At 48.0% G+C, this 19,125-nt stretch carries 8 protein-coding genes; all 8 read left to right on the forward strand.

Going from position 1 to position 19,125, the window contains the following annotated elements:
- Positions 1 to 89: 89 nt before the first annotated feature.
- The 8 genes from ACESLK_RS07550 (at position 90) to ACESLK_RS07585 (ending at position 19,062) form a co-directional block, all read left to right on the forward strand.
- Positions 90 to 1,775, forward strand: a complete 1,686-nt coding sequence (locus ACESLK_RS07550) for a GMC oxidoreductase (RefSeq protein WP_373228586.1) — start codon at positions 90 to 92, stop codon at positions 1,773 to 1,775.
- A 533-nt stretch (positions 1,776 to 2,308) separates the two neighbouring features.
- The gene (locus ACESLK_RS07555) at positions 2,309 to 9,313 is read left to right on the forward strand and encodes a LamG-like jellyroll fold domain-containing protein (protein ID WP_373228587.1); all 7,005 of its coding nucleotides are present in this window, start codon (positions 2,309 to 2,311) and stop codon (positions 9,311 to 9,313) included.
- Positions 9,314 to 9,535: 222 nt separating this feature from the next.
- The gene (locus ACESLK_RS07560) at positions 9,536 to 11,275 is read left to right on the forward strand and encodes a sensor histidine kinase (RefSeq protein ID WP_373228588.1); all 1,740 of its coding nucleotides are present in this window, start codon (positions 9,536 to 9,538) and stop codon (positions 11,273 to 11,275) included.
- Between the two features lie 2 nt (positions 11,276 to 11,277).
- A complete protein-coding gene (locus ACESLK_RS07565; protein WP_373228589.1) occupies positions 11,278 to 12,732 on the forward strand; it encodes a response regulator transcription factor in 1,455 nt (484 codons plus the stop codon).
- Positions 12,733 to 12,839: 107 nt separating this feature from the next.
- A complete protein-coding gene (locus ACESLK_RS07570; protein WP_373228590.1) occupies positions 12,840 to 14,549 on the forward strand; it encodes an extracellular solute-binding protein in 1,710 nt (569 codons plus the stop codon).
- A 94-nt stretch (positions 14,550 to 14,643) separates the two neighbouring features.
- On the forward strand, positions 14,644 to 15,582 hold the full coding sequence (locus ACESLK_RS07575; RefSeq protein ID WP_373228591.1) for an ABC transporter permease: 939 nt from the start codon (positions 14,644 to 14,646) through the stop codon (positions 15,580 to 15,582).
- 13 nt (positions 15,583 to 15,595) lie between these two features.
- Positions 15,596 to 16,519 carry a carbohydrate ABC transporter permease gene (locus tag ACESLK_RS07580; protein WP_373228592.1) on the forward strand — a complete coding sequence of 308 codons (924 nt, stop codon included), beginning with the start codon at positions 15,596 to 15,598 and terminating at the stop codon, positions 16,517 to 16,519.
- Positions 16,520 to 16,977: 458 nt separating this feature from the next.
- Positions 16,978 to 19,062 (forward strand): AbfB domain-containing protein, encoded by a 2,085-nt coding sequence (locus ACESLK_RS07585; protein WP_373228593.1) that lies wholly within the window; start codon positions 16,978 to 16,980, stop codon positions 19,060 to 19,062.
- The last annotated feature ends 63 nt before the right edge of the window (positions 19,063 to 19,125 follow it).

Below are 19,125 nucleotides of genomic sequence, written 5' to 3' on the forward strand. Positions count from 1 at the left end.
TATGTTTTCCAACTTTCGGTTTCGCTATTCTGAGTTCCCTTTAAGAACCATATACATGTATTTGTACGTTTGAGCGGAGCATTCCAATTATGGCGAACATGCAGCCCAGCCGGAGTTCGGAAGGAAGTGAAGTCATGCGAATATACATCGCTAATGACGGGTATACGCTCAGGAAAATTGCGAATCAACAACAGATCGAAGTAGCGGAACTTCTATCACTGAATCCCAACTTCGGGGACCCTGACCGGAATATTGGCGGCGAACAGGTGAGACTGCCATCGTTAGCCGTACCAGACATTCCCGCTGCTTGTCCGCCTGGTCTCCCGACAGGTTATTTGGATCAATGGATACCCCTTACCCCGATCGAGCAGATGGAGAATATTGACTTCGATGTACTGATAGTTGGCACCGGGGCGGGAGGCAGCGCCGTACTCTGGAGGTTATGCGAACGGCTCAGAGCGAGCGGTAAACGGATTGGAATCATTGAAGCCGGCGATCTATTATTACCCATGCATTCGCAGAACATTCCTACGTTGGATATGGATAGAGCCAGACAATTATTCACAAATCCGAAAATTTCGATACCGATAGGCAAGAGGATTCCCGATTTTCCTGCAGCAACCCTTCTTCATGCGCTTGGAGGAAGAACATTGTTTTGGTCCGGCGTTTCACCTCGAATGCATGAGTCCGTGCTAAGAAAGTGGCCGGTTACTATAAAAGAGATGAGTTATTACTATAAAGTCGCCGAAGAGGTGATGAACGTTACCCGGGATTACACCAAGGGCTCTTCGATCACGGAAGTCCTTGTGGATCGGCTTCGGTACGGCGGCTTTCCCGAAGCGGCGGGTTTACCGATGGCAGTTGATCTGGAACCGACCAAATACGGACAAATCCATTCGAATGTCTTTTACAGCTCCATGAATTTATTCGCTTATTCCTTAAATCTCAGCTCTTTCGATTTGACCGTTAATGCACGCGCCGTAAAGGTCCTTCACGAAAAAGGGAAAGTGTCCGGCGTCCAAGTGATGAATCCGCAGAAGAAATCGTTTTTTCTCAAATCGAAGAACGTGGTCATATCGGCAGGGGCACTTGAAACCCCGCAGTTGTTGCTTTATTCGGGGATTCAAGGAAGAGCCATCGGTCATTATCTCACCAATCATTCTTTTGTTATGGCACATGGAGTTGTGAACAGGGGGGATTTTCCGGAGCTGTTAGGGACTCTAGGCATATTGATTCCTCAGACGAACGAACAGCCTTTTCAAATTCAACTCTATGGACCCGGAGACTATTTTTGGTACAGTTACGAGGAGCAGCCATTGAGGAGGGAATGGGACGTTCGTTTTGAAGGTTTTGGAATCGTTGAATCGAGGTTTGAAAACCAAGTGTATTTGGACCCGAATAGACGGAACGAATACGGAGTGCCGAAAATCCAGATCAACTTCTCTTATAGCGAGAAGGATAAAGAAATCATTTATCAAGTAGCGCGTGCGATTGAGCAGGCAGCCGTAGTCATAAAAGCGCCTTTGATTATCAAGGACGGCAAGTCCGATCTCTGTCTGATGCCTCCGGGACTGGATAATCATGTGTCGGGAACTTGCCGAATGGGTATCGACAGCTCCAATAGCGGAACAAACCGCTATGGCGAGGTATTCGGCGTGAACGGGTTGTTCGTTGCCGACAATAGCATTCTCCCTCCCATCGGAGCCTCTAATCCGACTTTAACGACGATATCCCTTGCCATACGTACGGCCGATTACATTCTTACGAAGCTATAACCAATTTCGTGGCGGTTTTTCATTTGATATGCATTTTTCGAAACTCAACAGTTTCACTTTGTCCGCCCACTCTTCCAGGATATAAAGAAGATGGGCGTTTGTTTGCATGGCGGTACATTATAATAACACTCCGATCAGATTTAGTAATATTGTTATATAAATATTAATAATCTATTATTTACATTTAATATCAAAGACTTCTAATATCAATAGAGAGTAATTTTGTTTCAATACCTTAAAAAAGCTGCAGATAATTCTTAAAAAAGCATCACTTCAATAATGTATCTTTTATGTTAGGATTAAACCGTTCTTATTTAAATGCGCTTACATAATGTCGGGCGAAAAGGGGAGTGATCTGACTTAGATAATGTGAAATATACACCAAAATAAAAAAACTCAACCATATGTCGAAATCGCAAAGCAGGCTATGGTTAAGGAGTTTAATCAAACAGAAGGAGGTAAACGAAATTCATTTTATTTGAAGATGTAAACGCTTCAATAGAAGCAGATGATTAGATTAAAGGAGGATCATAATGAGAAAAAATGTATTCATGCCATTAAAGAATATCACCAAGACTGTTAATAGAGTTTTGGCTGTCAGTCTTCTATCCGCTTTGATTTTACAGATCGCGGCACCTGTTCCGGCGTTTGCGGAACAATCTGAAGTGATTCCAGCAGCAACTGCAGTTGCGAATGAGAATGGTTATTTGGATAAACTTGTATTTGGCGATGCTGCTTCTGAAAGCGCACATAATTATAAAGGCGATTTTACGAGCGTTATAACCGGTTTCTTAGGCGAGCCTGCCCGGGTCTCGAATCCGAGGATTCCGGCTGCAGGGCAAGGCGGAGACTTGACGTTTACGATGAAGGTCGATCCGTCACTCCGCAACTATCTGACCGTGAAGTTCTCGGGAGAAGAAAGCAACTCGGGCTATACCAGCATGGTCAACATTAACGGCGAGCAGGTCGGTTTTTTTGCGTACGGAGATTATGAAGCCATTAACAAAGGTTGGATGCTGCCGAACCGCTTCTACTACAATACGATCATGCTGCCGCTTGAGTCGACGGCAGGGAAAGAAATCATCGAGATTACGATCAAAACGTGGGGGAACAGCAGCTCCGCCTCAAGAGGCTATTACAATGCCTACACCCACACGCAAGCCGATATCAACGTAGATGGGGAAAAGCAGGGCTATAAATTTAAGGCCGATCAGAATCCGGATACGATGCTTCCGCCGGATTTGACGGATGCGGAGAAACAAGCGAAAATCGACGGTTACACGCAGGGTAATATTAACCTGTTTAACAATTTGTCCGCGAAAGTTGACGCCGGTGCGGGCGGCAAAATGTCGATCATCCGTTATCAGGATGAATTGAAATTTTATGCGAGCGCTTTGAAATACAGCTGGTCTCCGGCGAAGACGCCGGAAGAGAAAAAGGCGGCGCTTCAGCGCATTTTCAAAACGATCGACAACCATGTCAAGGATTATTACGGCAATACGAGACTCGTGCTGCGTGGCGGACACCAGGGCGACTGGGGCGGCTACTACGGCGCGCTCGGGGAAGCGATGTACATCGTAGAGAACCTGATTAAAGACGATTCCATCAATGGGGAAGCAGCGTGGGGCGCGTTCCTGGATCAGCCGTTCGTCACCGGAAGCATCGCTGGGGAGTTTTCCCTGGCTGGCGTGGACTGGAACGGCGGCGAGCTGACGCGCCGTGAAGCATGGGAGCGGGTTCTGAAAGCCAATTTCGACTTTGCCCGCACACGGCTTTCCTATATTTATAACCAGGTGCTCTATACGTACGAAGGCGCATGGGAAGCTCACGAAGGGTTGCGTTTGATCGGTTCACCGTTCTTTGAAGGCAAAGAGCGAAGTCATCAAATTTTGCTTGAATCATTGGGGATTAGGCCATTCCTCGGTGAAGAAGTGTTGGTCGGTCCTAGCGGCGAAGAGCTGGATCTGTATCATTCCCTGTTCTATCATGACGCGCAGGCGCAGTTTACGGACGATTTCGTCCATATTGTCGGCAAAGGGCTTGCCAAGAGCAAGCTGGACGCGGAAGGCAATGTGGTCAGACGGCTGCCATACGGCAAGCACTACACCGGTTTAACGGAGGCAGGGCTTACAAGGGAAAACGGCTATGTCGCCAATTATGGCGAGGCGGCAAACTATGTGCTGAATTATTACTATAAAACCTTGAACCACGCCGGAGACGAGGAAATCAATGACGAAATCCTGAAAGCGGCGCTGAAAAGCATCCATGCCCGCGGATTTGTCCGTTATTCGTCTTTGGATGGCGACGGAAAACGAGTGATGAGAGCAGAACAAGTCACGGATGAGCGAAACTCGGGTCTCACCGGCTTCCCTGCTTATGGCGCGAGAGTGGGCCTTGGAATGGGGATGCAGTATGCATCCCTGGAAATGGAGATGTCCCAAAACGAGCAAAGATACAGCGGTCCGGAGTGGGACAAGTACTGGCAATATGCGAAGGAAGCGGTCGGTTTTGTGCAGCAGCAGCTTGCGGATCGCCAGTTCCTTCATGTTGACGACTTCGGGAGCAGAGGAACAAACAGTTCACCGAATTACCTGCTGTCGGAAACCTACAAATATGTCACGGCCGATCGGGCCAATTACAGCCGGTTTGGCGGCAAGGTCATGGCAGGGGCTGTCCTACCGCAAACAGATTTCGATTCTTACAAGCCCGAAGAAATCGCTGCCCTGGGCGTCAATCCGGACGACTACGAGAGGTTTGCGTGGGCGGACATCGATAATTTGTACGTATCGGTAAAAGACGGCGATTTCAGGATGTTCGGTGCGCTGTATTACCGCAATCGAGGTACGGCAAGCAACGGGCGTCTCCATGTGCTGAGCGACAATTACGATCGTATGGTTCAGATCGCCACCAACAACAGATTCCGTTACGAGGATTACTATATCCGTCCGGACACCATCGACTGGGATTTTCAGTCAGACAGGTCCGGCAATTGGACCGGGGTACCGCAGGGGCTGACCGGCGAAGTTGTCCCTGCTTCTTATCAGCCCGGTGTCGGAACCGTTAACCGCGACAACATGGAAGTGGACAATCCGTATTCCGGTTATCCGGAATTGCAGACTTCAAGGTACGGCAAATATTTCATGGTTTTCAACACGACTCGCGATGAATATGGGAATAAACAGACATTTGAGGTGGAATTACCTACCGACTTCTCGGGAAGTTCGGTACTCGACCTTGTATCGGGGACGAATATTCCGGTTGTGAACGGCAAAGTGACCGTTGCGCCGAAAACAGCGATGGTTCTTAAGTTGAATTCGGATTTCGAATTGGCTCAGAAGCCGCTGCACGTGGATTTTGTTCAAGCGCTTGCGGGCAACGGCTACGCGGGCGTCTCCTGGAAGACGACTTCCGGCGGACAAACCTATACGGTCAAACGTTCCGAAACGGAAGATGGAGCTTACGAAATTATCGCTAGCGGAGTTACAGGCAATTATTACAAAGATACAACGGTACAGAACGGCAAGGTCTACTATTACAAAGTCGCCGCCGTCAATGAGAACGGCTCAGGCTGGGATTCCTGGCGCGCGAAGGCCGACCTGTCTGCATCGGCATCCGATGTCGCGCAGTGGCGCAACGACGCTCTAGCAGGGACGACGGGCAGCGCGGCAATCGACGGTTCATCCGTCGTCATCAGCGGCGTCAATGGAACAGGCCTAGGCCAAGGCGATGATTATTATATCTATAACCGGGATATTAACGATTCGCTGCATTTCGTGAACCGGGTGGCTGCTGGCAGCAGCACGATCAGTGCGAAGATTGTAGGCGCGTCCGGAGAAGTAAGCGGCATCATGATGCGCGACCGGCTCACTGCAGACAAAGCCCGTTATATTTATTTCGGCGCGGATGAAAACGGCAATCTCGTGCTGCAAACCCGTACGCGAGTCTCCTTCGTTCAATGGTCGGGTGAGGCGGCAAGTCCGAAAATAGTAAAGATTAAAGGCTACACCGCTCTGGAGTATCCGTACGTCAAACTAATGCGCGATCATGATTCGCAGACGGTGTACGCTTTCGTATCCAAGGACGGAACGGCTTGGACGTATGTGACGAAGCTGCTTACCCTGCTGCCTTTTGCCTATTATACCGGCGTCGTTGCATCCGATGAAGGGCAGTTCGGCGACGTCACGGTAACGGAAACGCCGCAAGGCGCGCTGAGTCCGTTCGTGGTGAAAGTAAATGACCAAGCGACGCTTTACTGGAATAAACCGAAACAAGCTTCCTGGTTCAATGTGTATCGTACCACGGACGAAGCGGCAAGCTTAACCGATCCAGAATTCAAACCGGGAACAAGGGAGCTTGTTGACGGTTCTCCCTGGACGCTGGTTCTTGCGGAGACGAGAGCGACTTCGTATAGGGAAACGAATATAAGGTATGGCAGTGTATACTACAAGCTTCTGCCTATTCACGGAGACGGGTCCGTTCAACCGTTCTCTGCAGTAACTTCTATCACTGCGGATTCGTTCGCGATTGTTATGCAGCGTGCACAAAGCTTGCCGGTTGCAGACTATACAAAGGCCAGTTTTTACCTATTCCATAAGGAACTGGATCGCATCAATGAAGCAATGGCACAGCCTGAAGCTGACGAGGAAGCGCTGATTAATGAAATCTACGCTGCCTATGAATTGCTTGTCTCGTTCAGAGTGAATTTGCAGAAAGTTCAGGTCGAGCCTTCGATGGTGAGAGCTTCCGAGAAATTCTGGAATAACGACAATATCTCTGAGGCGCAAAATGGATGGTTTATTTTCGACGGAATACTGACCAACATTACCCACACTAGGTCGGCGATCAGCTGGGTGGATGTAGACTTTGGTGCAGGCAATGAAAAAGCGATTGATACGTTCCGCTATCTCCCGAGGGAGGGCAGCACCACGCTTCTGAATCGTGCCAACAATACCGTCTTTAAAGGTTCCAACGACGGCGTGAATTGGGTGGATCTGCACAAGATTACAGGTGTGACGGAATTTAAATGGTATTCGGCCGTCAATCCGGATACGACGCCCTACCGTTACATCCGAATTTATGACGATCATAACGGTTTCGTTAACTTTACAGAGGTAGAGTTCCTTGAGCGGGGCATTGACAAAACGCTGGTCACCTACCTGCTAGGTGAAGCGTCTGCCGCAATTGAATCTGGCATCTATACGGCTGAGAGCTTGCAGCCTGTTGAACAGGCGGTGCCTGCAGCAACGTCGGCAGAAGGCAACGTCAATGCAACTCAGGAAGAAGTCGATGCGGCTTCGGCCAATCTGCTCACGGCGTTGGAAGGACTGGAATATGTTCCGGGAATGCCGGTGCTTGCTGCGATTGGGAATAAAACGGTCGTTGCGGAAAGTACTCTAACTTTCACGGTTCAAGCAACGAACGCAGCTGCCGAGGTCGTATATGGGGTCGAAGGTCTTCCTGCAGGAGCTTCCTTCAATGCGGAGACTCAAACCTTCAACTGGACGCCAGCTAAGGAACAGGGTGGCGTACATTCCGTAACCTTTACCGCGACATCCGGTGAGTTGGCTTCTTCCCAAACGATTAAGATCACCGTCAAAGGCCAGCCAATTATTGAGCCTGATACGACGGTGGAATTGACGGCGAAGCAGCTGTTCACCTATCAGGTGCCGGCAACCGATCCGACGGGTGAAGAACTTGTTTATAGTGTTGGTGAATTGCCGACTGGAGCGTTATTCGATGCAGCGGCAGGTGTATTCAGTTGGATGCCGAGCCAAGCGGATTACGGAAATCATCTCGTAACCTTTACGGTCAGCAACGGAAGATTTGCAGTCAGCCAAAAGGTAGACCTCAAGGTGAATCTTTATATACATTCGCCTGAAGACTACACGAAAGGCAGCTACTACCTGTACATGAAGGAAGTTAAGCGGATTGCAGCGGAAATCGTAAAACCGGAAGCCAACAAGGCGCAGCTTGCTGCAGAACTTGACCAGGCTGAAATGCTGCTTGACCATGTTCCTTCTTCGCTCTATTCGTTTGAAGGAAATGCGAACAATTCATTTGGGGCGTCTCACGGAATCGTCGAAGGGGCACCTGTTTACACCGAAGGAAAGATTGGCCAGGCGATTAATCTGAACGGCACAGACGAATACGTCTCCCTGCCCTCGACGCATGCTTTGTCCACATCCGATGCCATCACTGTGGCAACTTGGGTGAACTGGAAGGGCGGAAACCAATGGCAGCGAATCTTCGACTTTGGCAACGATAGAAACCAATACTTGTTCCTTACGCCGAGGTCGGGTAACAATACGCTGCGTTTCGCGATCAAGAATGGCGGTGGCGAACAATTGATACAAACCTCGCAGCTGCCCGCTAATCAATGGGTCCATGTGGCGGTAACGCTGGGCAGCGGTACGGCGAAGCTGTATGTCAACGGTGAGCAGAAAGCGACTGCGAGCAATTTCACAATTAAGCCGAGTGATTTCAAACCAAAAGTCAATTACATCGGCAAAAGCCAGTGGCCCGACCCGTTATATAACGGCATGATCGACGAATTCCGAGTCTACAATTACGTCTTGGGCGCGGAAGAGATCAAGGCTGCAATGAGCAATACAGCGAAGAAGTGGATAGACAACACTCTGCTTCCTGTCTTGCTGGCGGAAGCCTCGGCTATTAACACCGACCATTATACAGAGGAAAGCGTCGCGGCCTTGCAGGCAGCGGTATCGGAAGCGGAGCTCGTATCCGCGAATGCCAATGCAACACAGGCAGAGATTGATGCGGCAGCTGCGAAGATGCAGGAAGCCCTTGAAGGATTAGTATTTAAGATCACAGCATCACTAGAGCCTTCCGCACCAAACGGCTTAAACGGATGGTATACGACACCTGTCACAGTTACGTTGTCGACCTACGGGGCAGTTCAATACAGCCTGGACGAAGGGACCAACTGGATCGTTTACGAGGCCCCCGTTACCTTGAACCAAGAAGGGGCGAACAAGATTGTGTATCGTCCCGTTAAAAACGGCGAGCCAAAATCGATTGAAGTGAAAATCGATTTGACGGCGCCACTGGTCAATATCGTCGGTGAAGCGTCGTATACGATCGACCAGATGGTCACCCTGACATGCAGCGCGTCCGATGTCACCTCAAGCGTATACGGTTCACCGTGCGATCAACCAGTGCTTCAGGTTAAGGCCTATACCTTGAATTCCGGTCAGAATTCGGTGACGGTTACCGTGCAAGATATGGCGGGCCTTCAAACGACGGTTACCCATACGTTTACGGTGACGGCAACGTTTGACAGTTTGAAGACAATAACAACCGTTTTCCTTCAGGCGACCGCTGCCAAAGGATGGGAGGGTGTCGTAAAATCGCTCAACTATAAGCTGGATCAAGCAAAAGCTGCGGCTGATCGAGGCGATACCGCTGCGGTGAAGGACATCATGGAGTCTTATATAGTTCAAGTAAAGGATCAGGTCGGCTATTCGTTAACAAGTGATCAAGCGAATATCCTGATCAGGTGGGCTCAAACGACTTTCTAAGTAAAGGATATTAGGGAAGATAGGAGGCTATCCCGCGCTTTGGCGTCTGGGATAGCCTCTCTATGTATCATTTCACTCTAAAATGGTGATCGAATGCTTAGGAAATACGATTCTAAGCTTGTACAAATTGTTAATTATTATGATCTATGAAAACTGCAACATTTATTGATAAAATCAAAGGACGAAGAAATAGAATGTCCGACAAAAGGGGAAATAATCAATATGGAGCGGTTTCGAAAGCAAAGTCTGATTAGACAAGTTCTATATTTGATTTTAATAATGCTGATTATCCTTCTGATTTCATTTACGATTTCAAATACGATTGCCAAACGTATTATCGAGAAGAAGGTTACGGATACCGCTGGGAAAATATTGCTTCAAGTTCAAGAAAAGATGGACATTTATTATTCGGACATGGAAGGAATCTCGAATTTTCTGCTGTACAGCCCTACAGTCCAAACCTACTTGAGCACGGGAGACGCTATATCGAAGGTTCTGATGCACAATGAAATCATATCGATTGCTTCCAATGCGATGACGCTTAAACAAAATATTAGAGGCATCCAGCTTTACGATAAAAAAGGGCAGTTGGCCGCCAGCATCGGAGCGGAAACCGGCCAACCGGCCAAGCATCCGGTCCAAACTGCCGAGTATTCGGAGTTGATCGACAATCCGAGTAACACGAGAACGTATTATTCCATCACCTTTCCGATCTATAATTTGAAAAGCACGATTTTAAGGGATTACAACGGAACAAGTGTTTTTGCTATGGATCTGGACAATTTCAGCAGTTTATTGAAAAACGCCAAGATTACGGAAAATTCCCGTCTATTGCTTCTCGATCAGAACAACAAAATAATGGCCGACGAAGGAAATGCGCTCCAAACCGAAACTTTGAATGTAGAAGAGTGGCAGAAAGATAAGCGATTCATCGTTCAGACGATCATGCTGCCTCGCACCGGGTGGAAGTTAATCAGCGCCATTCCGAGGAACGAGCTCCTGCAGGATTTGAATACCGTGCAAAGACTGAATATTGCAACGTATGTTGTCATGCTCTTTATGCTTAGTTTATTCCTGGCTTTGTTTTTCACGCGCATTTTAAAGCCGGTAAAAGCGCTGATGGATTTTATGAAATCCTATCCAAGAATGGGCGGAGAGAGCCGCATCCATGTGGTAACCCATAATGAAATGGGCGTTCTCGCCTTGAATTTGAACAGGATGCTGGACAAAATCGACAATCTAAGCAAGGAGATTCAACTGACGCAAAAGCAAATGTACGAAATCGAAATCGCGAAAAAGCAGATGGAAATTTCGGCATACCGCAATCAGATCAATCCCCATTTTTTGTACAACACTCTGGAATGTATACGCGCCATGGCCTTTTATTACAAGGTTCAGGATATTGCCGATATTTCGACCTCCCTTTCCAACATGTTTAGGTACTCGGTCAAAGGGAGCGACTTTGTCACCATTCAGGACGAAATTTCTCACGTCAAGGAGTACGCGAAAATCATCGAGTTCCGGTTCATGGGAAGGATCCAAGTAATCGTCGAGGCGGATGAACACTTGCTGGAGTTAAGAACGATAAAAATGCTGCTTCAGCCAATTGTGGAAAATGCCGTCTTTCACGGCTTGGAGAAAAAAATCGACAATGGCACCGTTAGGATTGAGGTGCATAAGACACCGCAAAACCAGGTTCAATACGTCATAGTTGATAACGGATACGGCATGGAAGACAAGCAGCTCACTGAGCTGAACGACCGTCTCCGGCAATTTGACAGCCAGGGTCAGATGACGAGAGAAGCGAAGCATGGAATCGGCTTATCCAACATTTACCGGAGAATCAAGCTGTTATACGGAGACGAAGCCGACATGTTCATCGAGAGCAAACCCGGCTTAGGTACGACAGTCAGGATCACCTTCCCACTACAAGATTATACAGAACAATTGGAGGTTATTTGACGATGCATACGGTATTGATCGTAGACGATGAGCCTTGGGTGGCATACGGAATTAAGGAATTGGTAAATTGGGAAAGTTTAGGATACACCGTAATCGGTGAAGCCTACAACGGACTGTCGGCGCTGGAAGCCATTATGGAGAAGAAGCCGGAGGTCGTCATTTCGGATATCCGCATGCCAGGATTAGACGGAATTGAGCTTCTGGAACGCATTGGGCAGCAAGAACTGCTAAGCAAGGTGATCCTGATCAGCGGATATTCGGAGTTCGAATATGCGCAAAAAGCGATCCGGCTGGGAGCCTTCGATTATTTGTTGAAGCAGGTCGACAAGGACAAGCTTACGGATACGTTGCTGCGGTTGAAAAAGACGTTGGTGGATGAGCGAAAAAAGCAAAAGGTACTCGACCTGCTGCTGGATGATTTGTTCGATATATTCGAGCCCGATCACAAAATAAAAATCCATAATTTTTTGTCTAGCAGAGATATGAAGTGGGAATATCCACATTTCCGCTTCATCAGCTGTCTGTACGAGCATTCATCGGTTTCGGATACCGACGAGGGGGTAGAGGCGCAGACCGGGGTCCGTTATTTGCGTTTTCGTACGGGACAAAATAAGCTTTCATTCCTTGTAAATTATGACGAATTAAATAACCCGGTCGGATTATTGGACTTCATTTCATTGCAATTGTCCGATGCCCGGTATATCGGAATAAGCGGAATCGACGTTTACTCGGCGTCCATAGCCAAGCTTTATCAGGAATCGGATGTGGCTCTGTTCAGTTCCTTCACCCGGCCTGAAAGCCGCATGATCGAATATAAAACGGACGATCATGCATCGGAGCTGGCAGGAGCGGTTCTGCAAATCGAGCTGGCCATCAAAGAGCAAAAGACGGAGCAATTGGACAAGGGGCTGGATGAACTGTGCGAGGAATGCAAGGCGCGGCAAATGCAGATCGACCAAGTATCCGCGCTTTACAATCAAGTCGTCTCTCTGTTTTATAAATATTACCGCAACCGCGATGCCTTACAAGAAATCGAATATTTGAACTATTATCAAATTTTCCGTCAATTCAGCTCAATCGAGCAGCTGTTCGAACGGCTCAAGGCCATCTTTCGGCAGCAGTCCGGCGAGGAGCTGCACATTAGCAACGAGACGGTAAAGAAGATAATCGATGATATCGATTCCAGCTTTACAGAAGAAATTATGCTAGGTACGTTGTCCAAGAAGTTCAATATCAGCCTCGGATATTTAAGCTCCCTGATCAAGAAGGAAACGGGAACGACCTATTCGGATTATGTAATAAACAAAAGGTTGAATATGGCCAAAGAATTGTTGCTTGATGCTTCGCTGTCCATTCACGAGATCGTTGAGCGTGTAGGATACCGGGATTATTTTCATTTCAACAAGCTTTTTAAGAAGCATTTCGGTCTAACGCCAAGCAAATTCCGAAAAATGTAACCGCTATCGAAAATCAACACCAAAATATAAAAATGAAAACATATGATGCGGGATCGGCTCCCGTTATGCTAGAGACGTACTAAAAATTGATCGACAGGGGTGTCATTATGAAGAGAAGATTTTACTCAGGACTCATGCTTGCTGGAGTTCTCGCACTAACCGCCTGCGGCTCGAACGGAAACACGGCTTCGCCAAGTGCGTCGTCAAGCAATGCACCTGCAACCGCATCTGCATCCGCATCCGCACCTGCAGCTGAAACTAAGCCGGTCGATGTAACATGGTTCGCGACAGCAGGCTTCTGGAACCCGCCGCAATGGAAGACTGAGTCTGGAACTGTTTCGGGCGAAATTACGAAGAAGACGGGGCTCACCTTCAGCTACAACATTCCGGCACAGGACGGCGACACGAAACTGAGTCTGTTGATGGTTTCATCGTCGGATAATTTCCCAGATGTCCTTACAACTGTAGGTCCTGATATGTCTCAGAAGCTCGCGAGTTCGGGTAAGGTTTGGAAATTGGAAGAATTCCTTAAGCAATACGATCCGGAGTCCCATATCCTGAAGGATTTTCCTGCCGATATTAAGAATCAGCTGGTCAAACGTGATGGCGACTGGTACGCCATTCCGAGCCATATGGTCAGTGGTGACTTGAGGAAGCAATACCCACCTTCAAGCGCTTATTATGAAGACACGGCGAAATATGGAGAGAACAAAGGTATTGTGATCAACACGAATATTCTGAAGCAGGCAGGCCTTTCGATTGAAGATCTGAAAACCGAGGATGGTTTGCTCGCGGCTTTCACAAAGGTAAAGGATATGAAGCTGGCTGTTGACGGCCAGCCCGTCATTCCGCTTCAGGTTAACGGCAAAACCTATCATGGCGAGACGCTCCAATTCCTTCAGAGAACTTTCGGCGCCATGCCAATTGATAAAGACGGGAAATTCAGAGATATTCTGCTTGCTCCGGAAAACAAGCATGCGATTGAATTTTTGTTTAAAGCAGCTAATGGCGGAGCCTTCGATGCAGGCCAGTTAACAATGGATAATGCAGCGGTGGAAGCAGCCCTCTTGTCCGGACGCGTGTTCGCTTTCATGGGGAATTTGGCCAGCGCCAAATTTGACAAGCTTGATTTCTGGGTTTCTCCCGGCGCGATCTTGTCGAACCAAGGCACAAAACCTGTTTTCCCTTTCTGGTCTCAACCATCTTCAGGCTGGATGCAAACGTTTATTTCCAAGTCGACCAAGGAACCGGAAAAATTGGCGAAATGGCTTAGCTTTATGACCAGCCCTGAAGGGATGACGCTCAATCATTTTGGCATTGAAGGCGTTGAATACACGAAAGACGACAAAGGACTCATAGTAAGGACGGAGAAAGGGATTCAAGACCAGAAGGACAGCATCAAAACGGGACTTGATATCTTCTGGCAATTCGCCAATATCGCATTCCTTGAAAATGTGCAGCCTGCTCCAACAAAAAGGGAAGGCGCCGGCGGATTGATCGAAATGGAAGCGAAGACCGCTTACGGGAGATCGCCGGAAATCGTCAGATATGATTCTTCAGTGCTGGATTTGCCAGGAAGTTTCTATGCGCCTGGAGGTAAAAATGTAGCGTTAAGAGAACAAATAAAGCTATACATGGAAGCTCAGGTTTCCAAGATGCTTTTGGCGAAGGACGAGGCACACTTCAACAAGCTTTACGACGAGTATGTCGCTCAGCTGAAGAAATTGAAGGTCGATGAGCTTGATGCAGCAAGAGATGTGGAACTTCAGAAGAGGACACAGGAAATAGGTGTAACGGTTAAAGGCGTTAATTCATAATCGTACGATTTGAGCAATGAATAGTGCCAAAGTGCATGTGCCTGAGCATGCTGCACTTTGGCATTATCATTGTTTGCCAAGGGAGGGACCAATGATGGCGAAGATTAAAAAATCATACAAGCTGGGGCACGATTTTCGCACCCAATTTGAGCTTAAGACCATGCTTTGGCCTGCAATTCTTCTTATTGCTATATTCGACTTTGCCCCAATGTACGGGCTGCTCATGGCATTTAAGGCCTACGACCCCCTCTCCGGCGTCAAAGGCATTTTTAATAGTCCATGGAACAATTTCGAGAACTTTATGACGATATTCAGGCATTTTGAGTTTTGGCCTATGGTCAAAAACACACTTGGTATCAATCTGCTGGGGTCGCTCTTCGGGATTCCGCTAACCGTCCTATTCGCCCTACTGTTAAATGAGATCAAGAATGCCAAGTTCAGATCAATTGTTCAGACCGTTACGTACCTGCCGCACTTTCTGTCCTGGGTTATCTTTGGCGGATTGTTTATTACGCTGCTCAATCCGGATGGCGGTATTGTGAATTTTCTGCTCTTGAAATTGGGCTTGATCGATAAACCAATTTTATTTATGGGAGATCCCGATTATTTCTGGGGCATCGCAATCGGGACAAATTTATTGAAAGAACTAGGCTGGGGAGCCATTTTGTATTTGGCTGCCATTGCAGGAATCGATCAGTCTTTATATGAGGCTGCCGCTATTGACGGCGCGGGCCGGTTCAAACGGATGCTGCATATCACGTTGCCCGGCATTGTGCCTACCTTGATGATTCTGATCATATTCGCGGTGAGCGGCATGCTGAACAATAACTTTACGCAGATTTACGTCTTGCAGAACACATTAAACATCCCGTCCAGTCAGGTTATTGATACTTATGTATATCAAACAGGGCTGAAACAGTTCCAGTTCGCTTCCGCAACGGCGATCGGGTTGATGAAATCGGTCTTTGCGCTTGCGCTGCTGCTTGGAGCCAACTATCTATCTAAGAAGCTGACAAAATCAGGTTTGTTTTAAGGGGGCATCCGGTATGGTCGGAGGCAAGAGCTTGGTAGACCGCGGTTTTACTGTGACGAATGTGGTCTTCATGCTGATTATAATGATCTTGACGGTGTATCCGTTTTGGTTTTCTGTTGTAAACTCTTTGAATACAGGCGACAATCTTATGCGCGGGCCCATATTCGTATGGCCAAGGGAATTTACATGGGCGAGCTGGCAGACGGTTTTGTTGGATCCCGGGATACTTAAGGCTGCCTGGATAAGCGGGTCGCGGACTGTGCTTGCAACAGTCGTCTCGATTCTGTATACGGCGATGTTTTCTTACGCCTTTTCCCGTCCTTATTTGAAAGGAAAGATGTGGTATGCGGCAATAGGCTTTACGAGCATGTATTTTTACGGTGGGCTGATTCCTTCCTTTATGTTGTTGAATTGGCTCGGGTTGTATGATAGCTATTGGGTTTATATCATCCCCGGTCTTTTTCTCGGATTTTGGAACGTCATTATTTTCAATGCGAATTTCAAGGCGATTCCCGAGGCTCTGTTTGAATCGGCAAAAATGGACGGAGCGAATGAGTATACGATATTCTTCCGCATTGTCATCCCGTTATCGAAGCCGGTCTTGGCTGCTCTATCGGTTTTCACGGCTGTTGGGATATGGAACGATTACGGAGCGACGCTATATTTCACACAATCCACGGATTTGCAGACGCTTCAGTATCTGATCTTAAAGCTGATTCAGTCCACTGATGCGATTGAACAGATGGCTAGCATAGTGGGTGTCAACAATCCCGCTGTTGCAGAACTTTACTCCAAGGCTCAAGGCCAGGGAATCGTTACTGCCCGAACCCTTCAGCTGGCGGCTATGGTCATAGCGTCGATTCCGATGATTATTATATATCCGTTTGCGCAAAAGTTTTTTATTAAAGGCGTGCTGCTCGGTTCTGTAAAAGAGTGACGAATGAACAGCAACATGTCGATCGACAATCCGGCTCCATTCTTACATTCGTTTGGTGAGAGCCGGCTTGCCGATTCATGCTGCTCGTTTATTTCACGGGTCTCGAGGGACCGTCAAGGAGCTAACCCTCTCGTATTTCAAATTATCTTACATAAGAATTGAAAGCGGATACATTGATTGGGCGCAAATCGTGATCTAACTAAAAATTAACAGCATGATTGAAGGCCGACGATGTGGAAAACTAGTCGGCCTTCACTTATTTGAAGTTTCAATATCATAGCCCCTGACAAGTGCAACAAAGGAGGTGATGCAAGCGAAAATAATCACGACGTTTTGTAACCAAATATAATGGAGGTGAAAGCCCAAATCTATCAATATTACATGATGAATTTTAAATGAGTGAATGCCGACGTGAAACCCGTCGTATGAACATTCAATAAAAAAGGAGATGATTTGACATGAAGAAGATTTTAACGATTTCTATTATTTTAAGCCTTCTGATGAGCATGGCAGTGTATGTTAATGAAGGGGAAGCAGCTACAACCGGCCCCTTTGTACATCCTGGCATTCTGCACACACAGGCAGATTTCGACCGCATGACACAGATGGTTAACGCGGGCACACAGCCGTATCTGGACGGGTTTAATCAACTGGCTAATAGCTCGCTTTCAGCATCCGGTTGGACCCCGCGCGCTACGGATACGATCATTCGCGGCGGCGATGGCGACAATGTAGCTTTGTTGTACATCGATGTTGCCCGCGCTTTCCAGAATGCCATATTATGGAAAATCACCGGCAACACGGCAAACGGCGACACGGCGCGCAACATTCTGAACGCCTGGTCGTCCACACTTCTGGAGATTAGCGGTAACGCCGACCGCTATTTGGCTGCCGGATTATACGGATATCAGTTGGCCAACGTGTCGGAGATTATGCGGGACTATCCCGGTTTCAATGTGACCCAAATGCAAGACATGTTAATTAATGTATTTTACAAGCCTCTTAACGAGCGCTTCCTGATCGGTAATGAATACGGCGATGATCACAATGACGCACATATCCAAAATTACAGGGCGAACTGGGATCTGTGCAATATGGCGGCGACGGTTGCGATCGGCATTTTTACCGACCGCCGGGATATCTACGACATTGGAATCGAATACTTCAAGCACGGCGCCGGAAACGGTTCCATCTATAATGCGATTCCGTTCCTGCACCCGAACGGGCTCGCACAGTGGGAGGAGTCCGGGCGCGACCAGGCGCACACGCAGATGGGCATCGGATTAATGGCCGCAACGGTTGAGATGGCCTGGAATCAAGGCGACGACTTGTATGGCTGGGCCAATAACCGTTTCCTTCGCGCCGCCGAATACGTTGCCAAATATAACAACGGGGACGATAACGTACCTTTTGCGACGTACGAAAGGGGCACCGGCACGAACGGCGCCGTTCACACAGAAACGGAGATTTCCAGCGCGAGCCGCAATGAACCACGTCCGGTCTGGGAAATGATTTACAACCATTACGCAAACCGCAAGGGGTTGTCGGTACCCAATATTGCCGCACGCGCCCAGTTATTGAGGCCTGAAGGCGGTCCGAACTCTAACACGAATCATGGTTCAGCATTCGACCAGCCCGGATACGGAACGCTTCTCTATACCCGGCCGGCCGGCAGCGGTGGAACTGCAACTCTTCCTGGCGGAAATATTCCCGACGGCACTTATCGTTTCATTGTGCGCCATAGCGGCAAGGCGATGGATGCAGCCGGAACATCCAACGGTTCAAGTGTACAGCAATGGACATCTAATGGGGGAACGAATCAGCAATGGACGGTGACTCATCTTGGCGGCGGCCAATATAGCGTTAAGGATGTTAGGAGCGGAAAGTCTTTGGATATAGCAGGTGTCTCTTTAGATCATAGCGCCAAATTTCAGTTGTGGAGCAGTAATGGCGGAGACAATCAGAAATTTGCTTTTATCCCTGTAGGCAGCGGTTATCACCGCATTACCCCTGTGCACAGTAACAAACCGGCTGACGTGGAAGGTGTCTCCAACGCAGATGGAGCCCTTTTACAGCAATGGCGATATGTTCTTGGCAATAATCAGCAGTGGAGGCTCGAACCGATATCGGTAAACGTTCGCTTGCAATCGTATAACAATCCGGAACGTTACGTACGGCACTTTGACTATCGTGCACGGATCGACGCCAATGTTTCTCCGGTTCAAGACTCACAGTTCAAGATGGTTGCCGGTTTGGCCGATTCTAGCGGAGTTTCGTTCGAGTCCGTCAACTTCCCCGGGCGCTACCTGCGTGTCCGATCCAATGGAGAGGTATGGCTGGATCAGAACGATAGCACGACAACTTTCAAAAATGAGGCAACCTTCCGCCGCGTAGCAGGATTAGCGGATGCCCAAAAATCGTCCTACCAAATGTGGACGGATTCAACTAAATATCTGCGCCACTACAATTATCTGATGTATGCTCAGGCTGGATCAGGATCGACGTTTAACGCCGATGCGACTTTTACTGAAGTCGCTACGTAAAGCCTGGTAAAGTACAAGATGCGCAGGAAGGCTCTATATTAATAGATATAGAGCCTTCCTCTC

This window comes from Cohnella sp. (assembly GCF_041640265.1).
Taxonomy (GTDB): Bacteria; Bacillota; Bacilli; order Paenibacillales; family Paenibacillaceae; genus Cohnella.

Bases quoted from the DNA above. Each gene is read 5' to 3' on its own strand.
- ACESLK_RS07550 (WP_373228586.1), top strand. From the start codon at position 90: ATGGCGAACATGCAGCCCAGCCGGAGTTCGGAAGGAAGTGAAGTCATG.
- ACESLK_RS07555 (WP_373228587.1), top strand. From the start codon at position 2,309: ATGAGAAAAAATGTATTCATGCCATTAAAGAATATCACCAAGACTGTT.
- ACESLK_RS07560 (WP_373228588.1), top strand. From the start codon at position 9,536: ATGGAGCGGTTTCGAAAGCAAAGTCTGATTAGACAAGTTCTATATTTG.
- ACESLK_RS07565 (WP_373228589.1), top strand. From the start codon at position 11,278: ATGCATACGGTATTGATCGTAGACGATGAGCCTTGGGTGGCATACGGA.
- ACESLK_RS07570 (WP_373228590.1), top strand. From the start codon at position 12,840: ATGAAGAGAAGATTTTACTCAGGACTCATGCTTGCTGGAGTTCTCGCA.
- ACESLK_RS07575 (WP_373228591.1), top strand. From the start codon at position 14,644: ATGGCGAAGATTAAAAAATCATACAAGCTGGGGCACGATTTTCGCACC.
- ACESLK_RS07580 (WP_373228592.1), top strand. From the start codon at position 15,596: ATGGTCGGAGGCAAGAGCTTGGTAGACCGCGGTTTTACTGTGACGAAT.
- ACESLK_RS07585 (WP_373228593.1), top strand. From the start codon at position 16,978: ATGAAGAAGATTTTAACGATTTCTATTATTTTAAGCCTTCTGATGAGC.